This is a genomic window from Paenibacillus sp. MAH-35 (genome assembly GCF_058135425.1).
This window is the reverse complement of the sequence record NZ_JBYUPU010000008.1, coordinates 239,601-255,251: the sequence shown is the minus strand read 5'-3', so window position 1 is coordinate 255,251 and position 15,651 is coordinate 239,601. Positions and strand designations below refer to the sequence as shown.

The 15,651-nt window shown below is 56.4% G+C and carries 13 protein-coding genes; all 13 read left to right on the top strand.

All coding sequences use genetic code 11. The annotated features are described in order from the left end of the window. Positions 1–181 precede the first annotated feature (181 nt). The 13 genes from aroC to AC3Y2E_RS11560 all read left to right on the top strand — a co-directional run bounded on the left by aroC (position 182) and on the right by AC3Y2E_RS11560 (position 15,627). Positions 182–1,345 carry a chorismate synthase gene (gene aroC / locus AC3Y2E_RS11620; RefSeq protein WP_332071081.1) on the top strand — a complete coding sequence of 388 codons (1,164 nt, stop codon included), beginning with the start codon at positions 182–184 and terminating at the stop codon, positions 1,343–1,345. Position 1,346: 1 nt separating this feature from the next. Next, positions 1,347–2,441: a 3-dehydroquinate synthase gene (gene aroB, locus AC3Y2E_RS11615; RefSeq protein ID WP_379210297.1), complete on the top strand. Its 1,095-nt coding sequence runs from the start codon at positions 1,347–1,349 to the stop codon at positions 2,439–2,441. A gap of 6 nt (positions 2,442–2,447) precedes the next feature. Continuing rightward, complete coding sequence (gene aroH, locus AC3Y2E_RS11610; RefSeq protein WP_379210295.1) at positions 2,448–2,825, top strand: chorismate mutase; 378 nt, start codon at positions 2,448–2,450, stop codon at positions 2,823–2,825. Between the two features lie 437 nt (positions 2,826–3,262). Beyond that, positions 3,263–4,801, top strand: coding sequence for an anthranilate synthase component I (gene trpE, locus AC3Y2E_RS11605; RefSeq protein ID WP_190925182.1), 1,539 nt, complete (start codon positions 3,263–3,265; stop codon positions 4,799–4,801). Positions 4,802–4,831: 30 nt separating this feature from the next. Then, a complete protein-coding gene (gene trpD, locus AC3Y2E_RS11600) occupies positions 4,832–5,872 on the top strand; it encodes an anthranilate phosphoribosyltransferase (RefSeq protein ID WP_379210292.1) in 1,041 nt (346 codons plus the stop codon). Further along, positions 5,862–6,665, top strand: a complete 804-nt coding sequence (gene trpC / locus AC3Y2E_RS11595; protein WP_379210290.1) for an indole-3-glycerol phosphate synthase TrpC — start codon at positions 5,862–5,864, stop codon at positions 6,663–6,665. The genes trpD and trpC overlap by 11 nt, the downstream gene beginning before the upstream one ends. A gap of 4 nt (positions 6,666–6,669) precedes the next feature. After that, positions 6,670–7,353, top strand: a complete 684-nt coding sequence (locus AC3Y2E_RS11590; RefSeq protein WP_379210338.1) for a phosphoribosylanthranilate isomerase — start codon at positions 6,670–6,672, stop codon at positions 7,351–7,353. Continuing rightward, positions 7,331–8,542, top strand: a complete 1,212-nt coding sequence (gene trpB, locus AC3Y2E_RS11585) for a tryptophan synthase subunit beta (protein ID WP_379210288.1) — start codon at positions 7,331–7,333, stop codon at positions 8,540–8,542. The genes AC3Y2E_RS11590 and trpB overlap by 23 nt, the downstream gene beginning before the upstream one ends. Continuing rightward, positions 8,529–9,335 carry a tryptophan synthase subunit alpha gene (trpA, locus tag AC3Y2E_RS11580; protein ID WP_379210286.1) on the top strand — a complete coding sequence of 269 codons (807 nt, stop codon included), beginning with the start codon at positions 8,529–8,531 and terminating at the stop codon, positions 9,333–9,335. The genes trpB and trpA overlap by 14 nt, the downstream gene beginning before the upstream one ends. Positions 9,336–9,549: 214 nt before the next feature. Next, positions 9,550–10,503 (top strand): ABC transporter permease, encoded by a 954-nt coding sequence (locus AC3Y2E_RS11575; protein WP_379210284.1) that lies wholly within the window; start codon positions 9,550–9,552, stop codon positions 10,501–10,503. Between the two features lie 18 nt (positions 10,504–10,521). Further along, positions 10,522–11,388, top strand: coding sequence for a carbohydrate ABC transporter permease (locus tag AC3Y2E_RS11570; protein ID WP_190925170.1), 867 nt, complete (start codon positions 10,522–10,524; stop codon positions 11,386–11,388). Between the two features lie 40 nt (positions 11,389–11,428). Next, on the top strand, positions 11,429–12,994 hold the full coding sequence (locus AC3Y2E_RS11565; protein ID WP_223836401.1) for an extracellular solute-binding protein: 1,566 nt from the start codon (positions 11,429–11,431) through the stop codon (positions 12,992–12,994). Between the two features lie 152 nt (positions 12,995–13,146). After that, entirely contained in the window at positions 13,147–15,627 is a 2,481-nt protein-coding gene (locus AC3Y2E_RS11560; RefSeq protein ID WP_379210281.1) for a glycoside hydrolase family 38 N-terminal domain-containing protein, read from the top strand. The last annotated feature ends 24 nt before the right edge of the window (positions 15,628–15,651 follow it).

Genomic DNA, 15,651 nt, shown 5'->3' with positions numbered 1-15,651 from the left:
CTTCCGTCGCTTCCGTCGCTTCTGTCCGCATTCCCGGCCGGGTCATCTTACCACGCTCATTTCCTTGTCAAACCGGGGGTGCTATACTATAATTAGCAAAGGAAATTCGGTACATGAAAGCGCTAAAGCACGGCTATAGCGTTCAGATGTATGGGATCAGGATGAAAGGGGATTACCGTTCATGAGATATTTGACAGCTGGGGAAACACACGGCCCGCAACTGACCGCGATCGTGGAAGGGCTGCCAAGCAATTTGCCGCTGACCGGGGAGCCGATCAACGAGCAGCTCGCACGCCGCCAGAAAGGTCACGGCCGGGGCAAACGGATGCAAATCGAGAAAGATACGGCACAGATCGTAGGAGGCGTCCGTCACGGCAAAACGACTGGAGCGCCGGTTGCGCTTGTCGTCGAGAACCGCGATTGGAAAGCATGGACGACCGTCATGAGCATCGAGGACGTCGAAGAGGGCAGCGAAGGCAAACGCCGCGTCAACCGCCCGCGTCCGGGACATGCCGACTTGAACGGCGGCCTGAAATATAACCAGAAAGATCTTCGCAACATCTTGGAGCGCTCCAGCGCCCGGGAAACGACGGTTCGCGTCGCTGTCGGCGCGATCGCCCGCCAGTTTTTGGCGCAGTTCGGCATTAAGGTAGCCGGACAAGTGATTCGGATCGGAGAAATCGAAGTCAACCGCCAGGAGCTGCCGATCGACGAGTTAATCCGGATCACCGAAGAGTCTCCGGTTCGCGTCGTCGACAAGGAAGCGGAAGAGCGGATGATCGCCGCGATCGACCAGGCGAAGGCCGAAGGCGATACGCTTGGCGGTATCGTTGAAGTTATCGTCGAGGGCGTTCCGGTCGGTCTGGGCAGCCACGTCCAATGGGACCGCAAACTGGACGGACGGATCGCGCAAGCCGTCGTTTCCATTCAAGCTTTCAAAGGCGTCGAGTTCGGTATCGGGTTCGAAGCGTCCGAGCGTCGCGGATCGAAGGTGCACGACGAGATTTTGTATAATGAAGAGACGGGCTTCCGCCGCGGCTCCAACCGTGCAGGCGGTTTCGAGGGCGGCATGACGACCGGCGAGCCGATCGTCGTCCGCGGCGTAATGAAGCCGATCTCTACGCTGTACAAGCCTTTGGGCAGCGTGGATATCGATACGAAGCAGCCGTTCTCCGCTCAGGTGGAACGTTCCGATACGTGCGCGGTTCCGGCCGCAGGCGTTATTATGGAAAGCGTAGTCGCCTGGGAAGTCGCCAGAGCGTTTATGGAGAAGTTCGGCGGCGATTCGATGGAAGAGATCCGCGCCAACTACGACAATTTCCTCGCGCAAGTGAGGCAGTACTAATATGAAGCAGCTGACGGTTGATCTGGGAGAACGGTCGTACCCGATCTACATCGGCGAAGGTATTATTAGCGGTCTTGCCGCTACTCTCGCCAACCACAAAATCGGGACCAAGTCGCCGATCCTCGTCGTTACGGACGAGAACGTGGCGAAGTTTTATTTGGCACAGGTCAAAGACTCGCTCGAAGCCGGCGGATACCGCGTCGCAACCGCTGTAGTAGCGCCCGGCGAGAAGTCCAAGTCGCTGGCTGTGCTTGAAGATATGATTACGGTAGCGCTGGAAGCGGGACTGGACCGCAGCTCTGCGGTGATCGCAATCGGCGGCGGCGTCGTCGGCGATCTGGCCGGCTTTGTCGCGGCGAGTTATATGCGGGGCATCCGCTTCGTGCAAATTCCGACGACGATCCTCGCGCACGACAGCAGTGTCGGAGGCAAGGTGGCGGTCAACCACAAGCTCGCCAAAAACGTCATCGGCGCCTTCCATCAGCCGGAATTCGTCCTGTACGATACGGCAACGCTGAAGACGCTGCCGGAGCGGGAGATTCGCGCCGGGCTGTCGGAGCTCGTCAAGGAAGGGTTTATATGGGACCGGGAGTTCGTCGAATGGTTTGACGCCAATACCGACAAGCTGCTTGCCCTCGATTCGGAGGCGCTCGCGCATGCCTTGTACATCGGCTGCGGCGTCAAAGCAACGGTCGTGTCGCAGGACGAGCGGGAGGGAGGCCTCCGCGCCATCCTGAACCTGGGTCATACGATCGGCCATGCACTCGAAGCGGTATCCGGGTACGACGAGCTGCTGCACGGGGAAGCGATCGCGATCGGCATGGTCGGCGCGGCGATGCTGTCCGAGAAGCTCGGCAATCCGGGATCGATCGCGGTCGAGACGGAGCGCATTTTGCGCAAGCTCGGGCTGCCTGTCCGCATCCCGTCCCATCTGGACACCGATGCGATCATGAGCGCACTGATGCACGACAAGAAGTTCAAGGAAGGCACCATGGTGTTTATTATTCCGACCGCAATCGGCGAGGTCGAGATCAATTCGAACGTATCGTCCGTATGGGTCAGAGAAATTGTAGAGCGGTTGAAAGGGGAGGCTTGAGCGGACATGTTCGTTAGGGGAATACGCGGGGCCATCACGGTGGAACACAACGAGGTAGCGGAAATCCTGAAAGCGACGATCGAGCTGCTCGGTCAAATCGTCGCCGACAACCACATTCAGCCGGACGATATCGCGCACGTCTTCGTAACGGTTACGCAAGATTTGGATGCGGCCTTTCCGGCCAAGGCGATTCGTCAGATGCCGGGCTGGGAGCTCGTGCCGCTGATGTGCGCGCTGGAGATTTCCGTACCGGGCGGTCTGCCGAAGTGCATCCGTCTGATGGTATCGGTGAATACCGACAAATCGCAGCGGGAAATCCAGCACGTTTATTTGAACGAAGCCAAAAAGCTCCGTCCGGACTTGTCCGAGACGACCAAGTCCTAATTGTTTATATTTCGAAAACGGTTGACGGTTTTCTTAGATCTGTTGTATAGTAAGTGGAAAGCATGAACAAGGCAAGTCGAGAACAGTAGAGTTTAGGAATTAGTCGAGATGAGTGGAGTACAGCCGAGTGAAGCGAAGGCGGGAGCCGCCGGTAGCTTCAGTTGTTTCGAGAATGTTCGTGGGCTGGGCAATGTTTGACCGGGAGCGGTCGAAGTTACCTGCGGAACCTGCGGACCGACAAGCGAAGAGCCGGTTGTTTCATTGCCAGGAGAAGATGTCCCGGTGTGAAACATTGCCGTATTGGTTTTCGTTTGGCGTTTTTTTTCGAAATAAACGCTTGTTCCCCAACCGATCGATATTCAAACCTCTACTTCGGTAGAGGTTTTTTTGCATTCATATAGCTACAGGCCAACTGCGGCGAAGGAGAGATGACGAATATGTACACGCCAGAACTCAATGAGGTAATCCGGCTAGCCCAAACCCACAACTTAATCCCGGTCGTACGCAATTTGATGGCGGATACGGAGACGCCGATCCGGGTGTTTCAGCATTTTTACGAGGAACCGCGGGCGTTCCTGCTGGAAAGCGTGGAGGGCGGCGTCAAGTGGGCGAGATATTCGTTTATCGGAACCGACCCGTTTTTGATGGTGAAAGGCAAGCACGGCCGGATGGAGATCGAACTGAACGGCGTTCGCCAAGTCGTGGACGACAAGCCGCTCGAGACGTTGAAAGGGCTGCTGCGCGGGTATTCGAGTCCGGCGCTGCCGGATTTCCCTCCGTTTACAGGCGGCGCGATCGGATTTTTCGGATACGATCTGCTCCAGCATTACGAGAAGCTTCCGGCCCATCGGCATGACGATTTGAATATGAGCGACATCGAGTTTATGTTCTGCGATCAGGTGATCGTGTTCGACCATTTCAAGCAGCAGGTGAAAGTGATCGGCAACGTTCATATCGGGAAACACGCGACGGACGCGCAAATCGCCGAAGCGTACCGGCTTACCTGTTCCAAGATCGACGCCACGATCGAACGTCTGCAGCAGCCGATCGCCCAGCGCTCCATCCAAAATGCGATTCCGGCCGATGTGGATTTGGGAGAGGTGCACTCCAATCTGACCAAGGAACAATACATGGCGAACGTCGATAAGGCCAAGGAATACATCCGGGCGGGCGATATATTCCAGGTTGTCCTCTCGCAGCGATTCCATATCGAGACGGAGATTTCCCCGCTGTATGTGTATCGCGTGCTGCGTGCGACGAACCCTTCGCCGTATATGTATTATTTGAAAATGGACGACGAAGTCATCGTTGGAACGTCCCCGGAAGCGCTCGTGAAGGTCGACGGACAGCGGGTGGAGACGAGACCGATCGCGGGAACGCGGCCAAGAGGCAAAACGCCGGAGGAAGACGCGGCGCTTGAAGCGGAGCTGCTGGCCGACGAGAAGGAACGGGCGGAGCATCTCATGCTGGTCGACCTGGGGCGCAACGATATCGGCCGGGTCGCTGAATTCGGCTCCGTCAAGTGCGACATGTACATGGAGATCGAACGGTATTCTCACGTTATGCATATCGTGTCCAATGTGTCCGGCAAGCTGCGTGAAGATAAAGATTTCTTCGACGCCTTTATATCCTGCATGCCGGCTGGAACGGTATCGGGCGCTCCGAAGCTGCGTGCGATGGAGATTATCGCGGAGATCGAGCGGGAGGCGCGCGGCGCCTATGCAGGGGCCATCGGCTATCTCGGTTTCTCGGGCAATCTGAATACGTGCATCACGATCCGGACGCTTATCTTCAAGCATGGCAAGGCGTACATCCAAGCGGGAGCCGGCATCGTCTGGGACTCCGTACCGGAGATGGAGTACAAGGAAACAGTGAACAAAGCGATGGGGATGCTCAAGGCGATCCGGCTGGCGGAAGCGATATTCGGAGAAAAGAAACCGGCGGCCGCCGTACTGACGAATCAGGACTATTACTGATCTGCGATTATTTCGAGGGGGGAAACGGACATGGACCAAATCAAAACGATCCAGCAGACGATTGCCAAAGTGGTGAGCGGCGCGCATCTGACGCGGGAAGAAGCCAAACTGGCGATGAACTTCGTCATGGAGGGCGACGCGACGCCTTCGCAGATCAGCAGTCTGGTAACGGCGCTGCGCATGAAGGGAGAGACCGCGGACGAAATCGGCGGCTTCGCCGAGACGATGCGCGGCAAGGCCAATCTGGTAAAAGCTGAACGGATCAATTTGCTGGATACGTGCGGAACGGGCGGAGACGGAGCCGATACGTTCAACATCTCTACCGCATCGGCCATCGTAGCGGCAGCCGGAGGCATTCGCGTAGCGAAGCACGGCAACCGGGCGATGTCGAGCAAAAGCGGCAGCGCGGACGTGCTGGAGGCGCTGGGTGTCAACATCGGGCTGTCCGCGGAAGAGGCCGCATCCTGTCTGGAGCGCATCGGCATCTGCTTCATGTTCGCCCAGGCGCACCATCCTTCGATGAAGCACGCGGCTGCGCCTCGTAAGGAGATCGGAATCCGGACTGTATTCAACCTGCTCGGACCGCTGACCAACCCGGCCGGGGCCGACCGGCAGCTGCTCGGCATCTTCGACCGCAACCGGACGGAGCTTATCGCCGAGGTGCTCGGCTCGCTTGGGATCAAGCGGGGGCTCGTCGTAGCGAGCTATGACGGGCTGGACGAGATCAGCATATCGGCCGCGACCAAGGTGACGGAGCTGAAGGACGGCTCGATCCGGACGTTCGATATCAGCCCGGACGATCTCGGGTTGAAGGCGTATCCGATGAGCGACGTCGTTGGAGGCGACGCGGCGGCCAATGCGGACATTATCCGCTCCGTGTTCCGCGGCGCAGGCGGCGCCTGCAGGGATATCATTCTCGCCAACGCGGGAGCTTGCTTCTACGTGACCGGACGTTGCTCAACGCTGCAGGAAGGTGTAAAATTAGCGGGTGCGGTCATCGACTCCGGGAAGGCGGCGGAGAAGCTGGAGCAGCTAGCACAAGTAACGGGAGAACTGAGCCATGTTTCTTGATAAAATCGTAGCAACCAAAAAAATCGAAGTACAGCGGCTGCAAGAAACGTTTTCTTTAGCCGAAGCGGAGAACCAAATAGCGGCAATGCCTGCCTGTCTCGGCTTCGAGCGGGCCCTTTCGAGCGGACGGAAGCGGGGCATGGGGCTGATCGCCGAGGTGAAGAAGGCGTCCCCGTCGAAAGGGCTGATCCGGCCCGATTTCGATCCGGTGAGCATTGCCAGATCGTATGAAGCGGCGGGAACGGACTGTATATCGGTATTGACCGACGTCGACTATTTTCAAGGCTCGAACGAGTATTTGAGCGCGGTGCGGCAAGCGGTCGGCGTGCCGATTCTGCGCAAAGACTTTACGATCGACGTCCGGCAAATCTATGAAGCGCGGCTGATCGGCGCTGATGCGATTTTGCTTATAGCGGCAATCTTGACCACATCCGAGATGAGACAATTTTTGGCGACAGCCCGCGAGCTGGGACTCGACACACTGGTCGAGGTGCATGACCGTGAGGAACTCGAACGGGTGCTCGAGCTGGATGCGACGTTAATCGGGATTAATAACCGCAATCTGCGGACGTTCGTGACCGACCTCCATACGACGGAGGAGCTGATCCGGCACACACCGGGCGATAAGACGGCCGTCAGCGAAAGCGGCATCGCTTCCCCGGAAGAGATCGCCTACTTAAGCTCGATCGGCGCACGCGCCGTATTGGTAGGGGAAACGTTCATGCGCAAGCCCGTTATCGAAGACGCGGTAACCGAATTGATGGGGCGCTTGCCTGTTCAAGGCGGTCGATAGGATGATGACTACGGTGAAAATATGCGGCCTGAAGGACAAGGCGACGGTTGAAGCCATCCTTCATCTGCCGATCGATCATATCGGTTTCTTATTTGCAAAAAGCAAACGTCAGGTCACTCCCGGTGAAGCCGGGGAGATGATCCGGGTAATTCACGAGCGCCGCGCCGCGGGACAGCCTGTTCCGCTAACGGTTGGGGTGTTCGTCGATCCGTCCCGGGAGCTTCTGGCCGAAGTGATGCGTGAGGCACCGCTGGACGTCGTCCAGCTGCACGGATCGGAAAGCCCGGACTTCTGCAGGTGGGTGAAGATGACGTTCGGCGTTCTCGTATACCGGGTATTCTCCGTGACGGACACCGGCCCGGACCAGGCGGGCGAACTGGGGAACGTTCTGGACCCGTATGCGGGACAGATCGACGGTCTGCTGCTCGACACCGCGGGGGGCGGAACCGGCAAGACGTTCGAATGGAACCGGATTCCGGCTTACCATGCCTGGACTGTCAGGAACCGCATTCCGCTGCTTGTAGCGGGCGGCCTGCATCCGGACAATGTGGCCGGCTTGATCGGGTCCTATCCTCTGGACGGCGTAGACGTATCGAGCGGCGTAGAGACGGACGGCACGAAAGATATTGCGAAAATAACAGCATTTGTCGAAAGGGTGAAACGTCATGAGTCGCATGCAAGTGCCTGACGAGCACGGACGGTTCGGAACCTTCGGGGGCCGGTACGTTCCGGAAACGCTGATGAACGCGCTGATCGAGCTCGAGGAAGCGTATCGCTACTATTCGCAAGACCCGGATTTTATTAAGGAAGTGCAAACTCTGCTGAACGAATATGCGGGCAGGCCGTCGCGGCTGTATTACGCCGAACGTCTGACGGAGCATTTGGGCGGAGCGAAAATTTACTTGAAGCGGGAAGACCTGAACCATACCGGGGCCCACAAAATTAACAATACGATCGGACAGGCCGTCCTCGCCAAGCGGATGGGCAAGAAGAAAGTAATCGCCGAGACCGGCGCCGGGCAGCACGGTGTGGCCAGCGCGACGATCGCCGCCCTGCTCGGACTCGAATGCAAAGTGTTTATGGGCGAAGAGGATACGAAGCGGCAGCAATTGAACGTATTCCGGATGAACCTGCTCGGAGCCGAAGTCGTTCCCGTCACGTCCGGTACCCGGACGCTGAAGGACGCCTGCAACGAGACGCTGCGCTACTGGGTCAGCAACGTGCACGACACATTTTATATTTTGGGCTCGGTCACCGGTCCTCATCCATATCCGATGATGGTCCGCGATTTTCAGCGGATTATCGGGGACGAGGCGCGCGCCCAAATGCTCGAGAAGGAAGGGCGTCTGCCTGATGCGGTTATCGCCTGCGTCGGCGGGGGCAGCAATGCGATGGGGATCTTCTATCCGTTCGTCGGCGACGAATCGGTCCGCCTGATCGGCGTAGAAGCAGCAGGGCGCGGTGTTGAGACGGAAGAGCATGCCGCTACGATGACGAAGGGCAGTCCGGGCGTGTTCCAAGGCTCGCTCAGCTACGTGCTGCAGGACCAGTTCGGTCAAGTGCTGCCGGCTCATTCGATCTCGGCAGGGCTCGATTATCCGGGCATCGGTCCGGAGCATTCGTATCTGAAAGATTCCGGTCGGGCGGAATACGTGCCGGTTACCGATAAAGAGGCGCTGGACGCGCTTCAACTGCTCAGCCGCACCGAGGGCATCATTGCCGCGCTCGAAAGCTCGCACGCCGTAGCGCATATGCTCAAGGTCGCTCCTACGATGAGCAAAGACCAGATTATCGTCGTTAATTTGTCCGGCCGCGGCGACAAAGACGTCGAATCGATTATGGGATATTTGGGAGGTGGCGCGGATGAATCGCATTGACGCCAAATTTGCCGAGCTGAAAGCAAGCGGCAGAACCGCGCTGATCCCTTACATTACGATGGGCGATCCGAACCCGGACGTATCGGTATCGCTGATGCGGGAGCTGGAGACGGCCGGCGCCGACATCGTCGAGCTCGGGGTGCCGTACTCCGATCCGCTGGCCGACGGCCCCGTCATCCAGCGCGCCTCCGAGCGGGCGCTGAAGCACAACATTACGATACTGGACTGCATCCGCATCGCCAAGGAGGCGCGCGAGCATAACGTCAGCCTGCCGTTTATTTTGTTCACTTATTATAATCCGGTGCTGCAGGTCGGGCTGGAGCGGTTTTTCGAATTGCTGGCTGAGCACGATATTAGCGGCGTCATCATCCCGGACTTGCCGTTCGAAGAGAACGGACCGGTCAAGGCGTTGTCCGACCGCTTCAACATTCATCTGATTCCGCTCGTGGCGCCGACCTCGGAAGATCGGATCGTCAAAATCGTCTCGAGCGCATCCGGCTTTATTTATTGCGTATCCTCGCTTGGCGTTACCGGCGTCAGGAGCGACTTTTTCTCCGGTATCGACGAGTTTCTCGCGACGGTTCGCCGTTCGACCGACTTGCCGATCGCGATCGGATTCGGCATCTCAAGCAGCGAACAGTTCGTCCATTTCTCCAAGTCGTGCGACGGCGTAGTCGTCGGCAGCGCGATCGTGCGCAAGATCGAAGAAGCGACGCCGCTGCTGCTGTCCGAATCTTCCCGGTCCGACGGACTGGTCCAGGTGCGGGAATTCGTCCGACAGCTTCGCGGTTAACCGGAATTATTCATTCAGGAAGGTTTCCTCTTAGTAGGAAGCCTTCTTTTTTTGTCTGAACCAACGTCTGCCCCCTATCCTGTCCTATATAGGGAATTCATGGGTCCGATTGTGAAGGTCGTGTAAAAGAACCACAACAATTCATAAAAAATCACATGTAAGCGCGTTCAGATGTCCGGTATCATTAAAGTCGACAACAAGGAGGGGGAAGCAGATGGCGACCGAAATGAAAGCGGGTGCGAATCCGCCGCTTATAGGGAACCGGCCGAAGAAGACAAGCTATTTAATTAAACATTGGCCCATATACTCGATGATCATCCCGGGCTTGCTCTTTTTTATCGTATTCAAGTATATTCCGCTAGGCGGAAGTATTATCGCCTTCCAGGATTACAATGTGTTCGACGGAATTGCCGGGAGCAAATTTGTAGGAGCCAAACATTTTCTGAATTTGTTTACGTACCCGGAGTTTTACCGGATCTTCAAAAACACGCTGTTGATCAGCATCTACCAGCTGGCATTCGGCTTCCCGGCTCCGATAATTCTCGCTTTGCTGCTGAACGAAGTGCGCAAGGCGGTGTTTAAACGGACCATCCAAACCGTGCTCTACCTGCCCCACTTTTTATCCTGGGTAATCGTAGGCGGTCTGGTCATCAGCCTTCTGTCGCCTAGCACAGGGCTGGTTAACGGGATTGTGAAGATGTTCGGCGGCGACCCGGTCTTCTTCATGCAGGAGCCTTCCTATTTCCGCACGATTGTGGTAACGTCGGGGATCTGGAAAGAGGTCGGCTGGGGGACGATTATTTACTTGGCGGCGATGGCCGGCGTTAATCCCGACCTGTACGAAGCGGCCGAAGTGGACGGCGCCGGAAAGCTGCGCCAGATGTGGAACATTACGCTTCCCTGTCTGCTGCCGACGATTATGGTCATGCTTCTGCTTCGAATCGGCAGCATACTCGACCTGGGCTTCGAGCAGATCTACAGCATGCTCAATCCGCTCGTTACAGAGACGGGCGAAGTGTTCGACACTTACATTTACCGGATCGGTCTACTGGGCGGCCAGTTCAGCTACACGACTGCGATCGGCCTGTTCAAATCCGTTATCGGTTTCATCCTGCTCGTAGGCGCCAATATTATCAGCAAGAGAACGACAGGAAGTTCTATTTACTAGAGAGGAGACGGCTTACGTATGATTCGGACAACATGGCCGCAGAAGCTGTTTACCGTTGTGAACTACATGTTTCTAACCTTGCTGAGTTTGACGATGCTGATTCCGCTGCTTCATATTCTGGCAGGCTCTTTAAGCGGCAACAGCGCTTTGATGGCCGGGGAAGTGACCGTGTTCCCCGTCGACTTCACCTGGTCGAACTATCAAGTCGTGTTCACCGATCCCGCGATCTGGAGGGCGTTCGCCATCACGGTGCTCGTCACCGTGTTCGGAACGGCGATCAGTCTGTTCCTGACCTGCCTGATGGCTTACGGGTTGTCCCGGAATGTGAAGGGCAGCTCCATCATCCTGCTGTTGGTCGTATTCACCATCATCTTCCAGGCTCCCATGATTCCGACCTATATATTGGTCAAATCGCTCGGCATGCTGAACTCGTTATGGGCGCTTATTATTCCGGGAGCTATCAGCGCCTTTAATATGATCATTATGGTATCGTTTTTCCGCAACATTCCGGAGGGGCTGATCGAATCGGCGCGCATCGACGGTGCAGGCGAATACCGGACGTTGTTCCAGATCGTCATTCCGCTGTCGCTGCCATCTCTGCTTACGATCGGTCTGTTTTACGCCGTAGGTTATTGGAACAGTTATATGCAAGCGTTGCAATATATCCGCAAGCCGTCGCTGCATCCGCTTCAAGTCAAGCTGAGGCAGATGATTGTCGAAAGCGACGTCGATTCGCTCCTGCAAAGTACGATGGCCTCGATGCAATCGGCCGAAGGGATCAAGATGGCGTCCATTATTTTCGCCACGATTCCGATCCTGCTTATTTATCCATGGATCCAGAAGCACTTTGTGAAAGGTGCAATGCTAGGATCTGTTAAAGGATAAACTATACATCAAGAGGAAAAAGGAGAGGGTTCTTGTGAAGATGAAAAAAACATTTTCGGTTCTGCTGTCGGTAACTTTGGCGGGGGCGGCGCTGGCCGCATGCTCGACCGATAAAGAAAACGAAAATGCCGCGGGTCCGTCGGAGACTGGTCAACCAGCCAAAATCAGCGTTGCATTAGGAACGGGCAATTTGCCGTATGTGACCGGTTCGCGGGACATTAATTCAGACAAATATGTGAAAAAGCTTGAAGAACTGGCCAAAGTGGATCTGGATCTCGAGCTGATCCCGCACGAAAACTATTCGCAAAGTCTGACTCTTATGTTTGCCAGCGGCGAAATGCCGAATTTGCTTCAAACGAAAGGAATCAATACGCCTGAAGTAGCGCCGGCGGTGGATTCCGGCAATCTGATGCCGCTGAACGACCTGATCGACCAGTACGGTCCGAACTTGAAAAAGTACGTGCCGAAAGAATCCTGGGATTCGACGCGAGTGAGCAAAGACGGCAAAATTTACGGGATTCCGCAGGAAAACCCGATCCGTAACGGTACGGTCACCTATATCCGCCAAGACTGGCTGGACAAGCTGGGGCTGAAAACGCCGAAAACGATCGATGAGTATATCGAAGTGCTTCGCGCCTTCCGGGATCAGGACCCGAACGGCAACGGCAAAAAAGACGAAATTCCGTTCACGTCCCGCGCCAAGTTTTCCTTCGGGCAAGCGTTTTTCGGAGCTTATGACGTAGCGCCGGCTTTGTGGAAACAGGTCGACGGCCAGCTCGTACCCAACTTCATCCGTCCCGAGATGAAAGACGCTTTGAAACTGTACAAGCAGCTGTATGAGGAAAAGCTGATCGACAACGAATTTTTCGTCATGCAGGGCAAAGACTGGGATGCGAAAATCAAGGGCACCGGTGTTGCGGGCATGTGGGCGCACTCCGCTTCGTATCCGGACAAGTGGGAGAACGATGTCAAGACGGCCGTGCCTACGGCTAAAGTATCGGCGATTCCTTCCCCGGTAGGACCAAGCGGCAAGCCGGGCGGTTCGGACGAGATCGGCTCGACGGTGTCCGACTATGTGTGGGTCATTCCCAAAGATACGAAAAATGCGGCCGATGTCATCAAGTTTTTGGACTGGTACTATAATCCGGACAACAAGGATAAAGACAACTTCCTGCTGTACGGGCTGGAAGGCGAAACCTACACGGTCGACAACGGACAAATCAAATACAAGGCTCCGACTACGCCGGAAGAAACGCAAGCGGAATTTATGCACCAGGGATGGCTCGCCTTTACCGGTCAAAAGAAGTATTTGACCGATGAAACGTTTATTAAGAGCAAGCCAGGCGGCGACAAAATTTTGGAAACTATGAAAATCGCTGCGGCCGAAGGTCTCGTCAATGACGGAAGCGAAATGCCGGTAATGCCCGCCATGCAGGCACGTCCGGAGCTGAAGTACGACGGACTGTGGCTCGAGTTTGCCTCCAAAGTGGTAACGGGCAAGGAGCCTGTCGAGAAATTCGACGAGTTCGTAGCCGACTGGAAAAAACGCGGCGGCGAACAGCTGGTGAAAGAAGCGACGGAATGGTATAAAGCGAAACAAAAGTAACGCCAGGCTAGAGCAAACGAAACCTGCAGTTCGAAGCGAAGCATATCGGTTCGCGGACATCTGTCCGGATTCGCAGGCGGTTCCATCATTAGCTTAAACAGCGAACCCTCGATGCGACATCGGGGGTTTCTGCTTAGAAAGGAAGATCGCACATGAACGAGCTTCATCTTATCTGCAATGCCCATCTCGATCCGGCCTGGCTGTGGGAAATCGATGAAGGCGCCGGCGAGGCGCTGTCCACGTTCCGGATCGCCGCAGACTTTTGCGAGAAGTACGACGGATTCGTTTTTAACCATAATGAGGTAATCTTGTACCGGTGGATCGAAGAATACGACCCGGAGCTGTTCGAGCGCATCCGCATGCTGGTGCGTTGCGGGAAATGGCACATTATGGGTGGGTGGTACTTGCAGCCGGATTGCAACATGCCGAGCGGGGAGTCGTTTGTCCGGCAAATCGTGACGGGCCGCCGTTACTTTATGGAGAAGTTCGGCGTGCGGCCGACGACGGCGATTAATTTCGATCCGTTCGGACATACGCGGGGGCTCGTCCAGATTATGGCCAAGTCCGGTTACGACTCTTACATCGTATGCCGTCCAGGAGATAACGACTGCAAGCTGCCCGGGGACGAGGTCGTATGGGTCGGGCACGACGGGTCCGAGATTATCGTGCACCGCGCGTACAAGGCGTATTTGTCAGGCAAAGGAAAAGCGCATATCAAAGTGATGGATTGGATGAGCGATCATATCGGCCGGGAAACGGGGATGGTGCTCTGGGGCATCGGCAACCACGGCGGCGGGCCGTCGCGGATCGATCTCGAGCAACTGCAAGAGCTGAAGAACCGTACGAAATCGTACCGGATCGTGCACTCCACCCCGGAAGCGTATTTCAAACGGCTGAGAGAGACGGGAACGGAGCTGCCCAAGTACGAGAACGATCTGAACCCGTGGGCGGTCGGCTGTTATACGTCGCAAATCCGGATTAAGCAGAAGCACCGGCAGCTTGAGAACGAGCTGTATCTGACGGAAAAGATGGCGGCACATACGGCGCTGGCCGGTCTCGCTGCGTATCCGCACGAGCCTATCACCGAAGCGTTGGAAGATTTGATGCTCGCTCAGTTTCACGATATTTTACCGGGCTCGTCGATTCAGCCGGTGGAAGAGTACGGACTGCGGCTGATGGATCATGGCCGGGAAATTTTGGCCAGGCTGCGGGCCCGGTCGTTTTTCGCCTTGACGTCCGGCCAGAAGAAAGCCAAGGAAGGCGAAGTGCCGATCTTTATCTACAACCCGCACCCGTTCAAGGTGAAGGGTGTATTCGAATGCGAATTTCAGCTTCAGAAGTCGACGAAAAACCAGTTCGCCTATCCGGTGCTGACGGCAAACGGACGGGAAATCCCGTGTCAGGTCGAGAAGGAACTAAGCAACTTGTATATCGACTGGCGGAAACGGGCGGTATTTTACGCCGAGCTGGAGCCGGGCACGATGAACCGGTTCGACTGTACCGTAGAGCTGCTTGCCGAGAAACCGGCGCCGTCGCTGAAGGAGCGGGACGGAGCGATCGTGTTTGAATCGGAGCGGCTGCGGGCTGTCATTAATACGGCTACCGGACTGATGGACGAATTGTCCGTTGACGGGGTATCCTGCCTGCAGCCGGGTGCGTTCAGGTCGATCGTCATTGCGGACAACGACGACGCCTGGGGCAGCGCGGTGCAAAGCTTCCCGAACCGGATCGGCGAATTCAAGCTGATGTCGAAGTCCAAGGGGACGAAAGTATCCGGGGTCAAAGGATATCCGATCGCATCCGTGCGGGTCATCGAAGACGGAGCGGTCCGGACGGTGATCGAAGCGTTGTTCCAGTACGGGGACTCGACGCTGGTGACGACTTACAAGCTGCCGAAGCACGGAGCGGAATTCCAGGTTGATGTGGTCGTATACTGGCACGAGCAGAGGAAGCTGCTGAAGCTGGCGATTCCTACCGTATGGAGCGATGCCACCTATGTCGGACAGGTGGCTTACGGTGTGGACGAGCTGCCGAATAACGGACGCGAGGTAGTGGCGCAGAAGTGGACGGCGGCCGTCTCCGAATCGGCGAATTATGCATTCACCTGCATTAATGACGGCATATACGGCTCCGACATGTCGGACGGCGAGATTCGTCTGACGCTGCTTCGCTCGCCGGGTTACGCGGCGCTGCCGGGCGGCAAGAAGAAGCATACGATGCCGAACGACCGGTTCTCGCCCCGGATCGATCAGGGCGAACGCCGCTTTTCGTTCTGGTTCCAAGCCGGACAGGCGGAAGAGAGAAAAAACGCGGTCGATCGGGATGCGCTGGTTCATAACGAAAAGCCGTATACGTTAACTTATTTTCCGTCCGGTAAAGGAGAGCGGCCGCTGCCGGCCGCCGAGATTAGCGACGGCGTTGTGCAATTGACGGCTTTCAAGCGTGCGGAGCAGTCGGAAGATTTTATCATACGTTTATTCGAACCGACCGGTCAGCCGCGGGAAACGGAGTTGCATATTCCGATCCTTGGGTTGAGCCGCCGCGTCTCCCTCGGAGCTTTCGAGATCAAAACGATTCGGCTCCATGTGGCGGACCGCAAGCTGACCGAGGACACGTTAACCGAGTCGATCTGAATCGGCGAACGGCTCCGTGAATCA

Excerpts from the sequence above, each read along its gene's own strand:
- aroC (WP_332071081.1), top strand. The coding sequence starts at position 182 with ATGAGATATTTGACAGCTGGGGAAACACACGGCCCGCAACTGACCGCG.
- trpC (WP_379210290.1), top strand. The coding sequence starts at position 5,862 with ATGTTTCTTGATAAAATCGTAGCAACCAAAAAAATCGAAGTACAGCGG.
- AC3Y2E_RS11575 (WP_379210284.1), top strand. The coding sequence starts at position 9,550 with ATGGCGACCGAAATGAAAGCGGGTGCGAATCCGCCGCTTATAGGGAAC.
- trpB (WP_379210288.1), top strand. The coding sequence starts at position 7,331 with ATGAGTCGCATGCAAGTGCCTGACGAGCACGGACGGTTCGGAACCTTC.
- AC3Y2E_RS11570 (WP_190925170.1), top strand. The coding sequence starts at position 10,522 with ATGATTCGGACAACATGGCCGCAGAAGCTGTTTACCGTTGTGAACTAC.
- aroB (WP_379210297.1), top strand. The coding sequence starts at position 1,347 with ATGAAGCAGCTGACGGTTGATCTGGGAGAACGGTCGTACCCGATCTAC.
- AC3Y2E_RS11565 (WP_223836401.1), top strand. The coding sequence starts at position 11,429 with ATGAAAAAAACATTTTCGGTTCTGCTGTCGGTAACTTTGGCGGGGGCG.
- aroH (WP_379210295.1), top strand. The coding sequence starts at position 2,448 with ATGTTCGTTAGGGGAATACGCGGGGCCATCACGGTGGAACACAACGAG.
- trpE (WP_190925182.1), top strand. The coding sequence starts at position 3,263 with ATGTACACGCCAGAACTCAATGAGGTAATCCGGCTAGCCCAAACCCAC.
- AC3Y2E_RS11560 (WP_379210281.1), top strand. The coding sequence starts at position 13,147 with ATGAACGAGCTTCATCTTATCTGCAATGCCCATCTCGATCCGGCCTGG.
- trpA (WP_379210286.1), top strand. The coding sequence starts at position 8,529 with ATGAATCGCATTGACGCCAAATTTGCCGAGCTGAAAGCAAGCGGCAGA.
- AC3Y2E_RS11590 (WP_379210338.1), top strand. The coding sequence starts at position 6,670 with ATGACTACGGTGAAAATATGCGGCCTGAAGGACAAGGCGACGGTTGAA.
- trpD (WP_379210292.1), top strand. The coding sequence starts at position 4,832 with ATGGACCAAATCAAAACGATCCAGCAGACGATTGCCAAAGTGGTGAGC.